At 73.2% G+C, this 16,608-nt stretch carries 14 protein-coding genes and 3 tRNA genes; 4 read left to right on the top strand and 13 right to left on the bottom strand.

Going from position 1 to position 16,608, the window contains the following annotated elements:
* Positions 1–27: 27 nt before the first annotated feature.
* Positions 28–100 (bottom strand) — tRNA-Trp (locus tag ACNKF0_RS03135).
* Between the two features lie 149 nt (positions 101–249).
* Here ACNKF0_RS03135 and ACNKF0_RS03130 point away from each other — a divergent pair.
* Entirely contained in the window at positions 250–1,299 is a 1,050-nt protein-coding gene (locus ACNKF0_RS03130) for an adenosine deaminase (RefSeq protein WP_416955670.1), read from the top strand.
* A gap of 104 nt (positions 1,300–1,403) precedes the next feature.
* Here the strand turns inward: ACNKF0_RS03130 and ACNKF0_RS03125 are convergent, their stop codons facing one another.
* From ACNKF0_RS03125 to ACNKF0_RS03085, 9 genes are all read right to left on the bottom strand, one after another.
* The gene (locus ACNKF0_RS03125) at positions 1,404–2,462 is read right to left on the bottom strand and encodes a UDP-N-acetylmuramate dehydrogenase (protein WP_416955668.1); all 1,059 of its coding nucleotides are present in this window, start codon (positions 2,460–2,462) and stop codon (positions 1,404–1,406) included.
* Complete coding sequence (locus ACNKF0_RS03120; RefSeq protein ID WP_416955666.1) at positions 2,455–2,859, bottom strand: MaoC/PaaZ C-terminal domain-containing protein; 405 nt, start codon at positions 2,857–2,859, stop codon at positions 2,455–2,457. Before ACNKF0_RS03120 ends, ACNKF0_RS03125 begins: the two co-directional genes overlap by 8 nt.
* Entirely contained in the window at positions 2,856–3,269 is a 414-nt protein-coding gene (locus tag ACNKF0_RS03115; RefSeq protein WP_299923073.1) for an FAS1-like dehydratase domain-containing protein, read from the bottom strand. Before ACNKF0_RS03115 ends, ACNKF0_RS03120 begins: the two co-directional genes overlap by 4 nt.
* Before the next feature lie 167 nt (positions 3,270–3,436).
* Positions 3,437–3,607, bottom strand: a complete 171-nt coding sequence (gene rpmG / locus ACNKF0_RS03110; protein ID WP_056907127.1) for a 50S ribosomal protein L33 — start codon at positions 3,605–3,607, stop codon at positions 3,437–3,439.
* A gap of 49 nt (positions 3,608–3,656) precedes the next feature.
* Positions 3,657–3,733 (bottom strand) — tRNA-Met (locus tag ACNKF0_RS03105).
* Between the two features lie 38 nt (positions 3,734–3,771).
* A tRNA-Thr gene (locus tag ACNKF0_RS03100) sits at positions 3,772–3,844 on the bottom strand.
* Positions 3,845–3,890: 46 nt separating this feature from the next.
* A complete protein-coding gene (locus tag ACNKF0_RS03095; RefSeq protein WP_416955664.1) occupies positions 3,891–5,309 on the bottom strand; it encodes an amidase in 1,419 nt (472 codons plus the stop codon).
* 41 nt (positions 5,310–5,350) lie between these two features.
* Positions 5,351–5,905 (bottom strand): DNA-3-methyladenine glycosylase I, encoded by a 555-nt coding sequence (locus ACNKF0_RS03090; RefSeq protein ID WP_416955662.1) that lies wholly within the window; start codon positions 5,903–5,905, stop codon positions 5,351–5,353.
* A gap of 32 nt (positions 5,906–5,937) precedes the next feature.
* Entirely contained in the window at positions 5,938–6,885 is a 948-nt protein-coding gene (locus tag ACNKF0_RS03085) for a pirin family protein (RefSeq protein WP_416955660.1), read from the bottom strand.
* A gap of 135 nt (positions 6,886–7,020) precedes the next feature.
* Between ACNKF0_RS03085 and nemA the strand changes: the two genes are divergently transcribed.
* From nemA to ACNKF0_RS03070, 3 genes are read left to right on the top strand one after another with little or no spacing between them, the layout of a single operon-like run.
* The gene (gene nemA / locus ACNKF0_RS03080) at positions 7,021–8,115 is read left to right on the top strand and encodes an N-ethylmaleimide reductase (protein ID WP_416955658.1); all 1,095 of its coding nucleotides are present in this window, start codon (positions 7,021–7,023) and stop codon (positions 8,113–8,115) included.
* A 57-nt stretch (positions 8,116–8,172) separates the two neighbouring features.
* Complete coding sequence (locus ACNKF0_RS03075) at positions 8,173–10,056, top strand: ABC transporter ATP-binding protein (protein WP_416955656.1); 1,884 nt, start codon at positions 8,173–8,175, stop codon at positions 10,054–10,056.
* Positions 10,053–11,978, top strand: coding sequence for an ABC transporter ATP-binding protein (locus ACNKF0_RS03070; protein WP_416955654.1), 1,926 nt, complete (start codon positions 10,053–10,055; stop codon positions 11,976–11,978). The genes ACNKF0_RS03075 and ACNKF0_RS03070 overlap by 4 nt, the downstream gene beginning before the upstream one ends.
* 6 nt (positions 11,979–11,984) lie before the next feature.
* Here ACNKF0_RS03070 and ACNKF0_RS03065 read toward each other — a convergent pair whose 3' ends face one another.
* The 3 genes from ACNKF0_RS03065 to ACNKF0_RS03055 all read right to left on the bottom strand — a co-directional run bounded on the left by ACNKF0_RS03065 (position 11,985) and on the right by ACNKF0_RS03055 (position 16,560).
* The gene (locus ACNKF0_RS03065) at positions 11,985–13,841 is read right to left on the bottom strand and encodes a glycoside hydrolase family 15 protein (protein WP_416955652.1); all 1,857 of its coding nucleotides are present in this window, start codon (positions 13,839–13,841) and stop codon (positions 11,985–11,987) included.
* Positions 13,831–15,249: a glucose-6-phosphate dehydrogenase gene (zwf, locus tag ACNKF0_RS03060; RefSeq protein WP_416955650.1), complete on the bottom strand. Its 1,419-nt coding sequence runs from the start codon at positions 15,247–15,249 to the stop codon at positions 13,831–13,833. The genes ACNKF0_RS03065 and zwf overlap by 11 nt, the downstream gene beginning before the upstream one ends.
* A 63-nt stretch (positions 15,250–15,312) precedes the next feature.
* A complete protein-coding gene (locus tag ACNKF0_RS03055) occupies positions 15,313–16,560 on the bottom strand; it encodes a homogentisate 1,2-dioxygenase (protein ID WP_416955648.1) in 1,248 nt (415 codons plus the stop codon).
* Positions 16,561–16,608 lie beyond the last annotated feature (48 nt).

The raw sequence follows: 16,608 nt of genomic DNA, 5'->3' as shown, positions 1-16,608 counted from the left end.
CTCGTTGTTGCTGTGCAGTGTTCCTCGCAGGGCACGAGGGACTTGAACCCCCAACCTTCGGTTTTGGAGACCGATGCTCTGCCAGTTGAGCTAGTGCCCTCCGGTGGCCTCGTCCCCATCACTGGGGGCATGCCGAAGCATGTGGCGAAACCACCAATCCGGAAGCATACGGGGCGGCCCCGGTCCCAGTCGAACCGAGGCACCCCACCGGCCGGCGGGACGCGCACCGGGTCCCCCTACGATGCGGGCATGGCAGGTGCGGGGGGAGGGCCGGCGAAGCGTGCTGAGCAGCGCCGCGAGGTGTCCCGGCTCCCCAAGGCCCACCTCCACCTGCACTTCACCGGGTCGATGCGGCACGGCACGCTGCTCGAGCTGGCCGAGCGCGACGGCATCGCGCTGCCCGACTCGCTGGTCGAGGACTGGCCGCCGCGGCTGAGCGCCACCGACGAGAAGGGCTGGTTCCGCTTCCAGCGCCTCTACGACGTGGCGCGCTCGGTGCTGCGCACGCCCGACGACGTACGCCGCCTGGTGCTGGAGGCGGCCGAGGACGACGTGCGCGACGGCGGCCGCTGGCTGGAGATCCAGGTCGACCCCAGCGGCTACGCCGCGCGCTTCGGCGGCATCACCGCCTTCACCGACCTCGTCCTCGACTGCGTGCGCGACGCGTCGGAGCGCACCGGGCTGGGCATCGCGGTCGTCATCGCCGCCAACCGCACCCGCCACCCGCTCGACGCCCGCACGCTGGCGCGCCTGGCCGCTCAGTACGCCGGCCGGGGCGTGGTCGGCTTCGGGCTGTCCAACGACGAGCGGCGCGGGCGCACGGAGGACTTCGAGGGGGCGTTCCGGATCGCCGAGCGCGCCGGCCTGCTGCTCGTGCCGCACGGCGGCGAGCTGCGGGGGCCCGACCACGTGCGGCAGTGCCTCGACCGCCTCGGCGCCCACCGCCTCGGGCACGGCGTACGCAGCGCGGAGGACCCGGCACTGCTGGACCGGCTCGTCGAGTCCGGCGTCGCGCTCGAGGTCTGCCCGGTCTCCAACGTCTCGCTCGGCGTCTACAGCGACCTGACCTCGGTGCCGCTGCCGCAGCTCCTCGCCGCCGGCGCGACGGTCGCCCTGGGCGCCGACGACCCGCTGCTCTTCGGCTCCCGGCTCGCCGGCCAGTACGCCACGATGCGCGCCGCCCACGACCTCGACGACGCCACGCTGGCCCGGCTGGCGCTGATGTCGTTCGAGGCCTCGCAGGCGCCGTCCGACGTCGTGGCGGCGGCGAAGCGGGACATCGCCACCTGGCTCGCCTGAGCCTCCCGTACGCCGCACACGTGCGGCGGAATTGGGCCCGGATCCGCCGTTTCAAGGGCCACATCCGCCGCACGTGCTGACACGTGGGCCGCCGAGGCCTGGGGTCAGAGGGAGCAGCCGACCGTCACGGGCTCGTTGACGAGGGTGACCCCGAAGCGCTCGCGCACCCCGTCGCGCACCTCCCGGGCCAGGGTGAGCAGCTCCTCGGTGGTGGCGCCGCCGCGGTTGGTGAGGGCGAGCGTGTGCTTGGTGGACAGCCGCACCCGGTCCCCCGCGGCCGCGCTGGCGTAGCCCTTGCCGAAGCCCGCGTGCTCGATGAGCCACGCGGCGCTGGACTTCACCGAGCCGTCGGGCTGGTCCCAGCGCGGGGCGCCGTCGGGCAGCGCGGCGGCCTGCTCGGGGGTCAGGAACGGGTTGGTGAAGAACGAGCCCGCGCTCCAGGTGTCGTGGTCGTCGTCGTCGAGGACCATCCCCTTGCCGCCCCTGAGGGCGAGCACGGCGTCGCGCACCGCGGCCAGCGGGGCCCGTTCGCCCGGCTGGACGCCGAGGTGGCGCGCCAGCTCGGCGTACGCCACCGGCTCGGACAGGTCGCCCTGCCGCAGCTGGAAGGTCACCTCGAGCACGACGTAGCGCCCGGGCTCGGCCTTGAAGCGGCTGTGGCGGTAGCCGAAGGCGCAGTCCGCGGCCGCGAAGGTGCGCTGCGTGCGGTCGACGCGGTCCCACGTGCGGACCCGGGAGACGGTCTGCGAGACGTCCTGGCCGTAGGCGCCGACGTTCTGGATCGGCGTCGAGCCCACAGCTCCGGGGATCCCGGACAGCGCCTCGATGCCGGCCCACCCGTGGGCGACCGCCCGTGCCACCAGCGCGTCCCAGTCCTCGCCGGCCGCCACCGTGAGCACCACGCCTCCGCACTGGGCGAGGGCGTCCACGTCGCAGGTGTCGGTGTCGGCGTCGACGCCGGTGGTCGCGACCTGCACCACCCGGCCGTCGAAGCCCTCGTCGGCGACGACCAGGTTGGAGCCGCCGGACAGCAGGAGGACGGGCGTGCCGGCAGCGTCGGCGTCGGCGACAGCGGCGACGAGCTCGCGCTCGGTGGTGGCCCGCACCCACTCGCGGCCGGGGCCACCCAGCCGCAGGGTGGTGTGGTCGCGCAGGTCAGGCACGGACAGTGGCCTCGCGCACGACGGCCTTCGGCATGCCGAGCACCTTCTGGCCCTCGCAGGTCACCTCGAGCGCGAGGGTGACGAGTCCGTCCGCAACCGACTTCACGGTGCCGCCGACGACGACCTCCGCACCGCCCTCGGCGGGTACGACGACGGGGCTGGTGAACTTCGCCCCGAGGTCGACGACCTCCGCGCCGCCGGTCCACTCCGCGACCGCGCGGCCGACCAGGGCGAGGGTGTACATGCCGTGGGCGATCACGCCGGGGAGGCCGACGCTGCGGGCGACGTCCTCGTCCTGGTGGATCGGGTTGTGGTCGCCGCTCGCATCGGCGTAGGCGACGAGGTCGGCGCGGGTGACCGTGAAGGTCCTGGTCTCGAGCACGTCCCCGGCGATCACTGGCCTGCCTCCGACCCGGCGGAGTGGACGAGGGTGGCCTTGCCGGTGCAGACGACCGCTCCGGTGGCGTCGGTGATCTCGCTGGCCGTGGCGATGATGTCAGCCCCGCCGATCTGCCGCAGACCGGTCACCGTCAGGGTCGCGGCGAGCTCGTCGCCGACCGCCAGCGGGCGGGCGTAGGCGAAGCGCTGCTCGCCGTGCACGATGCGGTGCAGGTCGATCGCCTCGGCGTCGAGGAAGGCCTGCATCGCGTCGAAGGCGAGCACGATCGGGAAGGTCGGCGGGACGGCGTCACCGGGCTCCCCGGGGTGGCCGACGGCAGCGGCGAAGGCGCTGACCCGCTCGGGGGTCACGGACAGGGGGGCCGGCGCGGGGAACTCACGCCCCACCAGCGAGGGGTCGACGGGCATGTCACGACACTAGCCGGGCACGAGGGACGAGTGCGCGGCGTGGGGCGGGAGGTTGAGCAAGCGCGCGAGCGAGCTTGCGAGCTCACGACCGCGCGTCGAAACCAGAGCCTACAAACACGACAACCCGTCCGAGTGCTCGGACGGGTCGGGTGTGACGAAGAACGGCGTCAGCGGGTCTCGCGGTGGATCGTGTGCCGGCGGTCGCGCGGGCAGAACTTCTTCAGCTCGATCCGGTCGGGGTCGTTGCGCCGGTTCTTCTTGGTGATGTAGTTGCGCTCCTTGCACTCCGTGCACGCGAGGGTGATCTTGGGGCGAACGTCAGAGCTCTTGCTGGCCATGAGGAGATCCTTGGGTTGCGGGTGGTGCGGAGGCTGCTGCGATTTCGGGTGGTAGCGGGGGCGGGACTCGAACCCGCGACACCACGATTATGAGCCGTGTGCTCTAACCACCTGAGCTACCCCGCCGCGGAGGAAGGACCACCCCGGAGGGAGGACCGACCCAGAGCCCCTTTACGGAATCGAACCGTAGACCTTCTCCTTACCATGGAGACGCTCTGCCGACTGAGCTAAAGGGGCAACGACGGAGAACGATACACACGCCCCGCCACGATGAGAAATCGGCTCAGGCAACGCCCGGATCGGCTTGGATCCGGGGCCATCCGACGGCCTCCTCGAGCTCGTAGGCGAGCCCCAGGAGACGTGCCTCGCGGCCCGCTCCGGCGCCCAGCATCATGCCGTGCGGCAGCCCGGCGGCGGTGGTGGCGAGGGGCAGCGAGATCGCCGGCTCACCGGTCGCGTTCTGCAGTGGCGTGAAGGCCACCCAGTCCATCAGCCGGCCCATGATCTCGTCGTAGTCCTGGTCGGGACGCAGGTGCCCGACGCGCGGCGTCTCGGTCGCGAGGGTCGGCGTCAGCGTGATGTCGTACGACGCCCGGTGCCGCGCGGCGAGGCGCTGGGACCCCCGCAGCACCGCGATCGAGAAGGGCTGCTTGTGCAGGTTGCGCGCCGCGTGGCGGGCCAGGCCGAGGGTCAGGTTGTCGAGCTTGGTCGGGTCCCAGGTGGGCCCGAAGTCCTTCTTGCCGCGGCGCGCGATGGCCAGGGCGAGCATCGACCAGAAGCGGACGAAGTGCTCGGGGAAGCTGTCCGGCACCGGGTTGTCGACCTCCTCGACGTGGTGGCCGAGCTGCTCGAGCAGCGCGGCGGTGCGCAGCGTCAGCTCACGCACCTCGGGGCTGCACGAGCGGCCGATGCCCTCGGTCACCACCGCGACGCGGAGCCGGGCTCGGCTGGGCCGGGTGACGTCGCCCACGGGAGCGAGGAGCGGGTTGCGCCACACCTTCTCGGCCTCGCGGTAGAACGCGGCCGTGTCGCGGACGCTCCGGGTGAGGACACCGTCGGAGACGATCCGCACCGGCATGTCGCGCATCATCCGGTCCTGGGCGAGGCGCCCGCGGGTGGGCTTGAGGCCGACGAGACCGTTGACCGCGGCCGGGATCCGGATCGACCCGCCACCGTCGTTGGCGTGCGCGATGGGCACTGCCCCCGCCGCGACCAGGGCGGCGGAGCCGGCGGACGAGGCGCCGGCGTAGTGGTCGGGGCTCCACGGCGAACGCACCGGCCCGAGGCGCACGTGGTCGGCCGCCCCGGAGAAGCCGAACTCCGAGAGCTGGGTCTTCCCGAGCGGGATGAGCCCGGTGGCGAGGTACATCCGGGCGAAGTCGCCGTCGGCCTGCTGGGGCTGCGCGGTGAAGGCGTCGGAGCCGTGCTGGGTCGGCATACCGGCCACGTCGACGTTGTCCTTGACGAACGTCGGCACGCCGGCGAACCAGCCGCCGCGCGGGTGGCGCGCCTCGGCGCGGGCGCGGTCGTAGGCGGCGTACGCCACCGCGCCGAGGGCGGCGTCGACCTGCTCGGTGCGGGTGATCGCGGCCTCGACGACCTCGGGCACGGACACCAGCCCGGAGCGCAGGGCCTCGACGAGGCCGGTGGCGTCGAGGTGGGCGAGGGCGTCGTCGGCGGAGAAGGCGTGCACGCGCGTCATAGCGGGGCAGCCTACGGACTGCACCGGCGCGGCGGGAGGGGTCAGCGGTCGGCGCACCCGCGCCGGTGGCAGCCCTCGAGGTGGTCGTCGACGAGGCCGACGGCCTCCATCAGGGCGTACATGGTGGTGGGGCCGACGAAGGCGAAGCCGGCCTTCTTGAGCGCCTTCGACAGGGCGACCGACTCGGCCGAGGTGGTGGGAACGTCGGCCGTGGTGCGCGGCGGCGGACCGGGCTCGGGCCGGAAGGACCAGATGAACGCCTCCAGCCCGCCACGGTCGCGCAGGGCGACCGTGGCACGCGCGTTGGTGATCGCCGCGTCGACCTTGCGGCGGTTGCGGACGATGCCCGCGTCGGCCATCAGCCGTACGACGTCGCTGTCGTCGTACGCGGCGACCGCGTCGGCGTCGAACCCGGCGAAGGCGGCACGGAAGTTGTCGCGCTTGTCGAGGATCGTGCGCCACGACAGGCCGGACTGGAAGGCCTCGAGCGTCAGCCGCTCGAGGTGGGCGGCCTCGCCGTCGACGCGCAGGCCCCACTCGGTGTCGTGGTAGCCGAGGTTGACCGGGTCACCCGCCCCCCAGGGGCAGCGCGCCACCCCGTCAGGGCCGACGACAGGACCGGCGCCGCTCAGCGCCGTTCCTTGAGCCGCACGTTGGGCAGGACCGGGGCCGGGATGGGCGGCAGGTCGAGGTCGACCGTGCCGAAGCGGCCCGCGGACACCTCACGGCCGTCGGGGACGACGTCGTCGGGGCCGCCACCTGCCGCGATCTGGTCCTGCCACTCCTGGCGGTAGCCGGCGATCTCGTCGTGGCCGCGCCCGATGAAGTTCCACCACATCACGATGGGCTCGCCGAAGGGCGGCCCGCCGAGGAGGAGCAGCCGCGCCTCCTCCTGCGCGGTCAGGGTGAGGGTGGACCGCCCGTGCGGGAGGTGGGCGAGGTCGCTGGGTGCCAGCTCCTGGCCGTCGACGTCGACGGTGCCCACGTCGAGCAGGACGCCGTGCTCGAAGGTGGGGTCGACCTCCACCTCGAGGCTCCTGCCGGGGGCGAGCATGACCTCGGCCCCGAGGAGCGGGGTGTGCACGGCGACGGGCGAGCTCGCGCCGAGCAGCGAGCCGATGAAGACCCGGGCCTCCCACCCCGGCCCGCGGACCGGGTCGGGGGCGAAGTGCTCGAAGCGGGGCTCGACGTGACGGCTGTCGTCGGGCAGCGCGATCCAGAGCTGGGCGCCGTGGAGCGTGGTGGTGTCGCGCGTGGAGACCTCGGTGTGACTGATCCCGCGGCCGGCGGTCATCAGGTTGATCTCGCCCGGGCGCACGGTGGCCAGGCTGCCGACGGAGTCGCGGTGCTCGAGCTCGCCGTCGAAGAGCCAGCTCACGGTCTGCAGCCCGGTGTGCGGGTGGGCCGGGAGGACCATGCCGCCGGTCTCGTCCACCTCGTCGGGGCCGTAGTGGTCGATGAAGCACCACGCGCCGATCAGGGACCGGTGGCGCTGCGGGAGCGTGCGTCGTACGCGCATCGCACGCGGGCCCCCGAGCGGGACGTCACGCGGAGCGAGCACCTCGACATCGGTCATCGACCGCCACGCTACCCCCAGGGGTGAACGAGCGCAGGTGGCCGCGGTCCCTGCGGCTCCGGGCCGACCGTGACCAGGGTCACGGTGGACCGGGGCGCCGGAACAACCGACCGGTCGCGACGGTTGGCGGCTGGCGTGCCCTCCCTCTTCGAGCCCCTGTCCCTCGGCGCCGTCCGCGCCGACAACCGCGTGCTGATGGCACCGCTGACCCGGATGCGCGCCTCGGTGCCGGGCGACGTGCCCAACGACCTGATGCGCGAGTACTACGTGCAGCGCGCCGGCGCCGGCCTGCTCATCTCCGAGGGCACCCAGATCAGCCCCGAGGGCAAGGGCTACATGGACACCCCCGGCATCCACAGCGACGAGCAGGTCGCCGGCTGGCGCCGCATCACCGACGCCGTGCACGAGGCCGGCGGGCGGATCGCCGCGCAGCTGTGGCACGTGGGGCGGGTCTCGCACGAGTCGTTCCACGACGGCGAGCTGCCGGTCTCGGCGAGCGACGGGCCCTACCGCAACCGTACGACCGTGCGCGGCGAGGACGGCCGACCGACCCGGGTCAGCTGCCCGGTCCCCCGGCCGCTCGGCCTCGACGAGATCCCCCGGCTGCTGGAGGACTACCGGCGCGCCACCGTCAACGCCCGCGAGGCCGGCTTCGACCTCGTCGAGATCCACGGCGCCCACGGATACCTGCTCCACCAGTTCCTCGCCGCGGACAGCAACCTGCGCACCGACGAGTACGGCGGCTCGCTCACCAACCGGGCACGACTCATGCTCGAGGTCACCGACGCCGTGGTCGACGCCTGGTCCGCCGACCGCGTCGCGATCCGGATCTCCCCGATCGGCTCGTTCAACGGCACCGAGGACCCCGACGGTGCCGAGGCGGGTTTGTACGTCGCCGGCGAGCTCGGCCGGCGCGACCTGGCCTTCCTGCACCTCTCCGAGCCGGACTGGGCCGGTGGCCCGGCGCTCGACGACGACTACCGCCGCGCCCTGCGCGCGGCCCACCCCGGCCCGATCGTCGGCGCCGGCAGCTACGACCTCGCCAAGGCCGAGCGGCTGATCGACGCCGGGCTGATCGACGCCGCGGCCTTCGGCCGGTCCTTCATCGCCAACCCCGACCTGCCGCGCCGTCTCGCGGAGGGCCTGCCGCTCAACCCGCCGCGGCCCGAGACGTTCTACGGCGGCGACGCCGAGGGCTACACCGACTACCCGTCGTACGGCGCGGCGTGACCCCGGTCGATAACGGTTCGTGCCGAGGTGGCACCGGCGCCTAGGGTTCGACACGAGATGCAGGACTACCCACCTCGGATCGCGACGTTCTTCACGGGCACGGACGCCGCACCCACGCCGGACCCCGACACCCGGTCACCGTTGGCGTTCCTGCGCTGGATCCTCGGCCAGCAGAAGGCCCTGATCGCCCTCTCGTCGCTCTGCTACGCGCTGTGGTTCCTCCCGATGACGCTCGGGCCGTGGATCTTCGGTCGAGCCGTCGACGAGGGCATCGTCGGTGGGTCCGAGGCAGCGCTGCTGGGCTGGGCGGCGCTGCTGCTGGTCGTGGTCGTGATCGGCGGCGTGTTCGGCGTCGTGTCGCACACGCTGGTCGTGCGGAGCTGGCTGGTCGCGCTCTACGGGGCCCTGGAGATGGTCACCCGCAAGGTGGCCCAGATGGGCCACGTGCTGCCGCGCCGCTCGCCCACCGGCGAGGTGCTCAGCGTGGCCTCGAGCGACTCCGACGAGTTCGGTGCGCTCAGCGAGATCCTGGCGCGCACGGTGGGCCAGCTGGCGTCCTACCTCACCGTCGCCTTCATCGTGCTGACGATGTCGTGGCAGCTGGGGCTGCTGACCCTGGTGGCCGCGCCGGTCCTCGTGGGTGCGGCCCTGCCGCTGCTGCGCCCCCTGCACCGTCGCCAGCAGCTCGAGCGCTCCCGCACCTCCGACCTCACCTCGCTGGCCACCGACATCGTGGCCGGGCTGCGCATCCTGCGCGGCATCGGCGGCGAGCAGACCTTCGGCACCAACTACGCCCGCCAGTCGCAGTCGGCCCGCCGGGCCGGGGTGTCCGCCGGCATCTGGCAGGCCGTCGTCGAGGCCGTCGGCGTGCTTCTCTCGGGCATCTTCCTGGTGGCGCTGGTGTGGCTCGGCACCCGGCAGGTGCTGGACGGCACCCTCAGCATCGGCCAGCTCATCACCTTCCTCGGCTACGGCCTCTTCATGGTCGGCCCGATCCGCACCTTCTTCGAGTTCGCCCAGAAGAGCACCCGGTCGCTGGTCAGCGCCCGCCGGGCCGTCGCGATCTTCGACCAGCAGCCTCCGTGGCGCGATCCGGCCGAGCCCGTCGCCCTCGACGGCACCGCGCCGCTGCACGACGTGGCCAGCGGGCTCACCGTGCAGCCGGGCGTCCTCACCGTGGTCGTCAGCGCGGTGCCCGAGCAGAGCGCGGCCCTGGCCGACCGGTTGGGGCGCTACCTGCCCGCCGACACCGAGCCCGTCCCGCTCGCGGAGGACGACGGCACCAAGGGGCGCGCCGCCCGACGCTCGCGGGCCGAGCGGGCGGCCGAGCGTGCCCGGATCGCGGCGCTCGACGAGGAGCGGGTGCGTCGGGAGTGGGGCGTCACCCTCGGCGGCGTGGACCTCTCCCGCGCCCGCCTCGACGACGTACGCCGACAGGTGCTGGTCAGCGACACGACCAGCCAGCTCTTCGCCGGCACCCTGCAGGACGCCGTGGACCCCCATGCGCGGCTGACGCGCGAGCAGGCCGAGGAGGCGCTGCGGATCGCGAGCGCCGAGGACGTCTACGACGCGCTGCCCGAGGGCTGGCAGGGCCAGCTCGACGAGCGCGGTCGCGGACTGTCCGGCGGTCAGCGCCAGCGGGTGGTGCTGGCCCGCGCCCTGGCCGCCGACCCGCCGGTCCTCGTGCTGGTCGAGCCCACGTCCGCGGTCGACGCCCACACCGAGGCCCGCATCGCGGCCCGGGTCGCGGAGTCCCGCCGGGGTCGGACGACCGTGGTCACGACGGTCTCGCCGCTGTGGCTGCACCACGCCGACCGCGTCGCGCTGCTGCACGACGGCACCGTGGTCGCCGAGGGCCGCCACGCCGACCTGCTGGCCGACGACGAGGCCTACCGGCGCGTGGTCACCCGCGAGCTCGACGAGGAGGAGACGGTCCGATGAGCACCGACCTCCTCGCCACCTCCGCCGACACCTGGCGCGACCGGGCCACCGACCCGCCGGCGGTCCCGCCCGAGCTCGACCCTCCCGGCCGGGTCGGGCTGCGCGAGCGCAACCGCGCCCTCTGGCAGCGCCACGACCTCCGCCGGCAGCGGGCCGAGGCCGTGTACGACGCCTCCCGCAACCCCGTGCGCGGCTGGCCGGTCTCGGGCAACCGCGCGGTGCTGGCCTTCTTCGGCGACCTCGTGCGCCAGCGCAAGCGGTCCTTCGTGCTGCTGGTGGTCCTCAACGCGGCCGCCGCCGCGTCCGCGCTCGTCGTCCCGCGACTGCTCGGGTCGCTCGTCAACCGGGTGGACGCCCAGGGAGCCGCGGCGACCGGACTCGACACGCTCGCCCTGGCCGTGGTCGGCGTCGTCGTCCTGCAGGCGCTCTTCACCTTCGGCGCCCAGCGCACCTCCACCCACTTCGGCCAGGACCTCCTCGCCTCGGCGCGCGAGCACGTGGTGCGCACGATCCTGCGCCTCCCGGTCGGCCGGGTCGAGGGGGCCAGCACGGGCGACCTCGTCACCCGCGTCACCCGCGACGTCGGCACCATGGCCCGGTCGGTGCAGTGGGGCGTGCCGCGGCTGCTGATCTCGCTGATGACCGTCGTCCTGTCGGTCGTCGCGATGCTGCTCAACTCGGTCGTGCTGGCCGTCCCCGCCCTCGTGGTGTTCGCCCTCTGCACCCCGGCCGTGCGCACCTACCTGCGGCGCGCGCCCAAGGCGTACATCACCGAGGGCGCGACGTACTCCCGCATCAACACCACCCTCACCGAGACCGTGGAGGGCTCGCGCACCGTCGAGGCGCTGGGCCTGTCGCTGGCGCGGGTCCGGGCGGGCTCGGACGACATCGCCGTCTCGGCGCAGGCCGAGCGCTACGGCATGACCCTGCGCAACGTGCTCTTCGCGGCACTCAACGCGGCCTTCCAGGTGCCGCAGGTCGTCACGCTCGTCGTGGGCGCCTACGGCTACAGCCAGGGGTGGGTCGACCTCGGCCAGATCACCGCCGCGCTGCTGTACGTCGTCGCGCTGGCCGAGCCGCTCGACGCGGTGATCGGCGAGGTCGACCGCCTGCAGGTGGGCGCGGCCTCGACCAGCCGCCTGCTCGGCATCGCCGAGGTGCCGCCCGACCGGGAGCCCGGCGACCGGCGGCCGGACGGGGTCGACCTGGCCGCCGAGGACCTCCGGTTCGCCTACCGGGAGGGCCACGACGTGCTGCACGGAGTCGACCTGCGGCTGCGCACCGGCGAGCGGCTGGCGGTCGTGGGACCGAGCGGGTCCGGCAAGTCGACGCTCGGGCGCCTCCTGTCGGGGATCAACCGCCCCCGCACCGGCTCGGCGCGCGTCGGGGGAGTCGACCTCGTCGACCTCCCCCTCGAGGTGCTGCGCACCGAGGTCGCGCTCGTGACCCAGGAGCACCACGTCTTCATCGGCACCGTGCGCGACAACGTCGTGCTGGCCCGCGAGAACTCCCCCGACGACGCGGTGCGGCAGGCGCTCGCCGCCGTCGGCGGGTGGTCGTGGGTCGAGCGGCTGCCCGAGGGGCTCGACACGATGATCGGATCCGGCCGCTTCTCACTGACGCCGGCGCAGGCCCAGCAGGTGGCGCTGGCCCGGCTCATCATCGCCGACCCCCACACGCTCGTGCTCGACGAGGCCACCTCGCTCATCGACCCGCGCACCGCGCGCACGCTCGAGGGCTCGATGAACAACCTGCTCGAGGGCCGCACCGTCGTGGCGATCGCCCACCGGCTCCACACCGCCCACGACGCCGACCGCATCGCGGTGGTCCTCGACGGGCGCATCGTGGAGCTCGGCAGCCACGACGAGCTGATCGACCTCGACGGGGAGTACGCCGACCTCTGGCACGCCTGGACGTCCTGAGGCCGGTCAGCCGTCGAGGCTGCGGTCGAGGTTGATGACCGCGCTGATCAGGCTGAGGTGGGTGAAGCCCTGCGGGAAGTTGCCCAGCTGCTCGCCGTTGAGGCCCACCTGCTCGGCGTACTGCCCGAGGTGGTTGGCGTAGGTGAACATCTTCTCCAGCGCCAGGCGGGCGTCGGCGAGACGGCCCGCGCGGGTCAGCGCCTCGACGTACCAGAACGAGCAGAGGGAGAACGTGCCCTCCTCGACCGGGGCGTCACCGTCCTCACCGGCCGAGACCCCGTCGCCGAAGGCGCCCGGGTCGTAGCGCAGCACCAGGCTGTCGGAGACGAGCCGGTCCTCGATCGCGGCGAGGGTGGACAGGAAGCGCGGGTCGTCGGGGGCGAGCATCTTCACCATCGGCATCAGCAGCGCGCCCGCGTCCAGCACGTCGCTGTGCGCGAAGGCAGTGAAGGCGCCGAGGTCGTCGTTCCAGCACTCGGTCATCACCCGCGCGTAGATCTCGTCGCGGGTGGCGGCCAGCTCGGTGAGGTCGCCGGGCAGGCCGCGGCGGCGCGCGACGCGCATCATCCGCTCGACGGCGACCCAGCTCATCACGAGCGACGTGGTGTGGGTACGCGGCTCCGACCGGATCTCCCACATGCCGGCGTCGGGGCGCTGCCAGTTGTCCATCAGCCACGACACGATGCGGCTCAGGTCGGTCCACGCGTCGTGGCTGATGCCGCGCCCGTGCTTGTCGAAGAGGTAGACCGAGTCGACGATCTCGCCGTAGACGTCGAGCTGCAGCTGGTCGACCGCGCCGTTGCCGACCCGCACCGGGCGGGAGTCGCGGTAGCCGGCGAGGTGGTCGAGCTCGCGCTCGTGCGGCCGCCCGCCGTCGAGGTCGTAGAGCACCCGCAGCGGGCCGAGCTCGTCGTCGCAGTCGTCGGCCGCCTCGCCGAGCCGCTCGGAGAGGAAGCGCACGAACGCCGCCGCCTCCTCGGTGAAGCCGAGGCGCAGCAACGCGTAGACGCTGAACGCCGCGTCGCGGACCCACACGTAGCGGTAGTCCCAGTTGCGCGAGCCGCCGATGCGCTCCGGGAGGCTGGTGGTGGGGGCGGCGACGATGCCGCCGGTCGGCTCGTGGCACAGCAGCTTGAGGGTGAGCGCGGAGCGGTCCACCCACTCCCGCCACCGGCCGGTGTAGGTCGACTGCGCGAGCCAGGCCCGCCAGAAGGCCGCCGTGGACTCGAAGAGCTCGGACACGTCCGAGCGGGCGCACCCCTGCGCGGCCTCGCCGGGCGCCAGCACCTCGAGCACGAAGAGGGCGGACTCGCCGGTCGCCAGGCCCAGTCGCGCGGTCGCCGCGGTGGCGGCGACGTCGAGGTCGACGGTGCTCGACAGGGCGAGGTGGACGTCACCGTCGGCGAAGCGGACGACGCCGTCCTCGACGCTCAGGTCCGGGTCGGTGCTGCCGTAGTCGGGTCGCGGCGCCATGTGCATCGTCAGGTCGACCGTGCCGCGCAGGCCCACCACGCGGCGGACGAGCCGCTGCCGGTGGTCGGGGTCATGGGCGCGCAGGACGGGCATGAAGTCCTGCACCTCGACCACGCCGTGCTCGGTCATGAAGCGGGTGACGAGGATGTTGGTCTCGGGGTGGTAGTACTGCTGGCTGCGGGCGTCCGGGTCGTCCGGCCCCAGCCGCCACGAGCCGCCGTCGGGGTCGAGGATCGAGGCGAACACGCTCGGCGCGTCGAAGCGGCCGGGACAGAACCAGTCGATCGTGCCGTCCGTCGCCACCAGGGCTGCGGTGCGGAGGTCGCCGATCAGGCCGTGGTCCGCGATGGGCGCGGCGGGGCCACCTGCGCCCGGCGCGTCACTCGCCATCGGCGTCGCCACTCCCGAGGCGCCAGCCCCCCTCGGGCAGGTCGAGCGCCTCGGCCGGACCCCACGAGCCCTGCTCGTAGGGCAGCGGCGCGGGCCGGTCGTCGAGCACCGGCTGGCACACCTCCCACAGCCGTCGCGTCTCGTCGGCGTGGGCGAACAACGTGTGGTCGCCGTGGAGCACGTCGAGGAGCAGGCGCTCGTAGGCCTCGAGCGGCTCGTCGTGCGGGAGCTCCTCGCCCAGGTCGAGGCGCATGGTGGCCGGGGCCAGCTCCATCTCCGGGCCCGGCCGCTTGCCGAGGACGTCGACGTGGATCTGCGCCTCGTCGGCCAGCTCCAGCACCAGCTCGTCGCGAGCGCGTCCCACGCCGAAGACCGTCGAGTCGGGCGCGCGGAAGCGCAGCGTGACCGTGCGCCGGGTCTCCGCCATCGCCTTGCCGGTGCGCAGGAAGAACGGCACGCCTTGCCAGCGGTCGTTGTCGACCCGGGCCTCGAGGGCGACGAAGGTCTCGACGTCGGAGTCCTCGTTGACGTCGTCCTCGTCGCGGTAGCCGTCGTACTGGCCGAGCACGACGCGGGCCGGGTCGAGCGGGCGGACGTCGGCGAACACCGCGGCACGCGCACGTCGTACGGCCTCGGAGGACCACTCCCCCGGGTCCTCGAGGGCGACCGCGCCGAGGATCTGGAACAGGTGCGTGGAGACCATGTCGCGCAGTGCGCCGGTGGACTCGTAGAACGAGCCGCGGCCCTCCATCGCCAGCGTCTCGGGGACGTCGACCTGCACCGAGGCGATGCTGTGGCGGTTCCACGCCGGCTCGAAGAGGGCGTTGGCGAAGCGCAGGGCGAGCAGGTTCTGCACGGCCTCCTTGCCGAGGAAGTGGTCGATGCGGAAGACCTGCTCCTCCTCGAAGACCTCGTGCACGTCGCGGTCGAGCTCGTCGAAGGACTCGAGGTCGAGCCCGAACGGCTTCTCGATGACCAGGCGGGCCCGCTCGGCCAGCCCCTCGCGCCCGAGCATCCCGACCATCCCGGACATCGCGGTGGGCGGCACCGACAGGTAGACGACGCGGCGTACGTCGTCGCCGAGCCCCTCCTCGACCTCCCGCACCCGGGCGGCGAGGTCGGCACCGTCGTCGGCGTCGGAGGTCTGGAACGACAGCCGCTCGAGCAGGTCGCGTGCGACGTCGTCGTCGAGGTCGTCGACCGAGTCGCGCAGCCCCGCGCGCACCTCGTCGCGGAACTCGTCGTCCGAGCCCGGCGAGTGCCGGCCGCTGCCGATGACGGCGTAGTCCTGCGGCAGCCGTCCGGCCGCCGCGAGCCGGTAGAGGCCGGGGAACAGCTTGCGGGCCGCGAGGTCGCCGCGGGCGCCGAAGAGGAGGAAGACGCAGGGCGGGAGGTCTGCGGAGCTCATGCCGACCACGCTAGTGATCACCCGAAGAGAGGGGCCGCCTCGCGCCCGTGCCCGGCGGCGGCCTCAGCTGTTGCTGTAGACCGCCGGTCCCCCGTCGTCCCCGGCTGCGCCCTCCGGAGCGGCGGGTCCGCGTCCCGCCCACGTCCAGGCGTACGCCGGGTCCTCGACCGCGAGGCCGCCCTCACCCAGCTCGAGCGGGGCGAACGTGTCGACCATGACGGCCGACTCGTCGAAGTACTGCACGCCGAGGCTCGCCTCGATCGCGCTGGGCTGCGGGCCGTGCGCGTGACCACCGGGGTGCAGGCTGATCGAGCCGATGCCGATGCCCGATCCCTTGCGCGCCTCGTAGTCGCCGCCGACGTAGAACATGACCTCGTCGGAGTCGACGTTGGAGTGGTAGTAGGGCACCGGGATGGCGAGCTCGTGGTAGTCGACCTTGCGGGGCAGGAAGTTGCAGATCACGAAGTTCCAGCCCTCGAAGACCTGGTGGACCGGCGGCGGCTGGTGCACCTTGCCGGTGATCGGCATGTAGTCCTCGATGTTGAACGTGTACGGGTAGAGGCAGCCGTCCCAGCCGACCACGTCGAAGGGGTGGGTGGCGTACGTCATCCGGGTGCCGACGATCCCCGCGCTCGTGCGGTGCTTGACCAGCACCTCGACGTCTTCGCCCTCGGCCTGGAACGTCTCGGCGGGGCCGTGGAGGTCGCGCTCGCAGTAGGGGGCGTGCTCGAGGAGCTGGCCGAAGCGGGAGAGGTAGCGCTTGGGCGGGTGGATGTGGCTGTTGGCCTCGACGGCGTAGAGCCGCGACGGCTCGGCCGGGACCCAGCGGTGGTCGGTCGCGCGCGGGACGACGACGTAGTCGCCGGCGCGGTAGGGCACCACCCCGAAGACGGTCTCGACGGTGCCGCTGCCGGACTCGACGAAGACGCACTCGTCGCCGATGGCGTTGCGGTAGAGCGGGGAGGGGTCCGTGCCGGTGACGACGTACGCGATCCGGACGTCGTTGTTGCCCAGCACCAGCCGGCGGCCCTCGACCGGGCAGGCGCCTCCCCCGGAACCGGGATAGCGCAGGTCGTGCAGCTTGAGGTGGCGCGGCTTGAGCGGGTGATTGGGCGTGCGCGTCTGGTCGGGCAGCTCCCAGACCTGGCTGTCCACGATCGCGCTCGGCACGCCCCGGCGGTAGAGGAGCGAGGAGTCGGACGAGAACCCCTCCTCGCCCATCAGCTCCTCGCGGAAGAGGTGGCCGTCGTCGTCGCGAAGCTGGGTGTGGCGCTGGCGGGGCAGCCGGCCGAGTGCTCGGTAGTGGGCCATGGGTGCGTCCAATCATCCGACTATCGGACGCGAGCGTCCGCTATCTGG

Origin of the sequence: Nocardioides sp. T5, assembly GCF_048161455.1 — a bacterium.
In the GTDB taxonomy this organism is placed as follows: domain Bacteria; phylum Actinomycetota; class Actinomycetes; order Propionibacteriales; family Nocardioidaceae; genus Nocardioides.
The sequence above is the reverse complement of the archived record's forward strand: the minus strand, read 5'-3'. Positions and strand labels throughout refer to the sequence as shown.

What these genes read in the sequence shown, in the direction of transcription:
- ACNKF0_RS03065 (WP_416955652.1), bottom strand. Translation starts at nt 13,841, where the DNA reads ATGGCGAGTGACGCGCCGGGCGCAGGTGGCCCCGCCGCGCCCATCGCG.
- ACNKF0_RS03075 (WP_416955656.1), top strand. Translation starts at nt 8,173, where the DNA reads ATGCAGGACTACCCACCTCGGATCGCGACGTTCTTCACGGGCACGGAC.
- zwf (WP_416955650.1), bottom strand. Translation starts at nt 15,249, where the DNA reads ATGAGCTCCGCAGACCTCCCGCCCTGCGTCTTCCTCCTCTTCGGCGCC.
- ACNKF0_RS03070 (WP_416955654.1), top strand. Translation starts at nt 10,053, where the DNA reads ATGAGCACCGACCTCCTCGCCACCTCCGCCGACACCTGGCGCGACCGG.
- ACNKF0_RS03115 (WP_299923073.1), bottom strand. Translation starts at nt 3,269, where the DNA reads ATGCCCGTCGACCCCTCGCTGGTGGGGCGTGAGTTCCCCGCGCCGGCC.
- ACNKF0_RS03130 (WP_416955670.1), top strand. Translation starts at nt 250, where the DNA reads ATGGCAGGTGCGGGGGGAGGGCCGGCGAAGCGTGCTGAGCAGCGCCGC.
- ACNKF0_RS03055 (WP_416955648.1), bottom strand. Translation starts at nt 16,560, where the DNA reads ATGGCCCACTACCGAGCACTCGGCCGGCTGCCCCGCCAGCGCCACACC.
- ACNKF0_RS03085 (WP_416955660.1), bottom strand. Translation starts at nt 6,885, where the DNA reads ATGACCGATGTCGAGGTGCTCGCTCCGCGTGACGTCCCGCTCGGGGGC.
- rpmG (WP_056907127.1), bottom strand. Translation starts at nt 3,607, where the DNA reads ATGGCCAGCAAGAGCTCTGACGTTCGCCCCAAGATCACCCTCGCGTGC.
- ACNKF0_RS03095 (WP_416955664.1), bottom strand. Translation starts at nt 5,309, where the DNA reads ATGACGCGCGTGCACGCCTTCTCCGCCGACGACGCCCTCGCCCACCTC.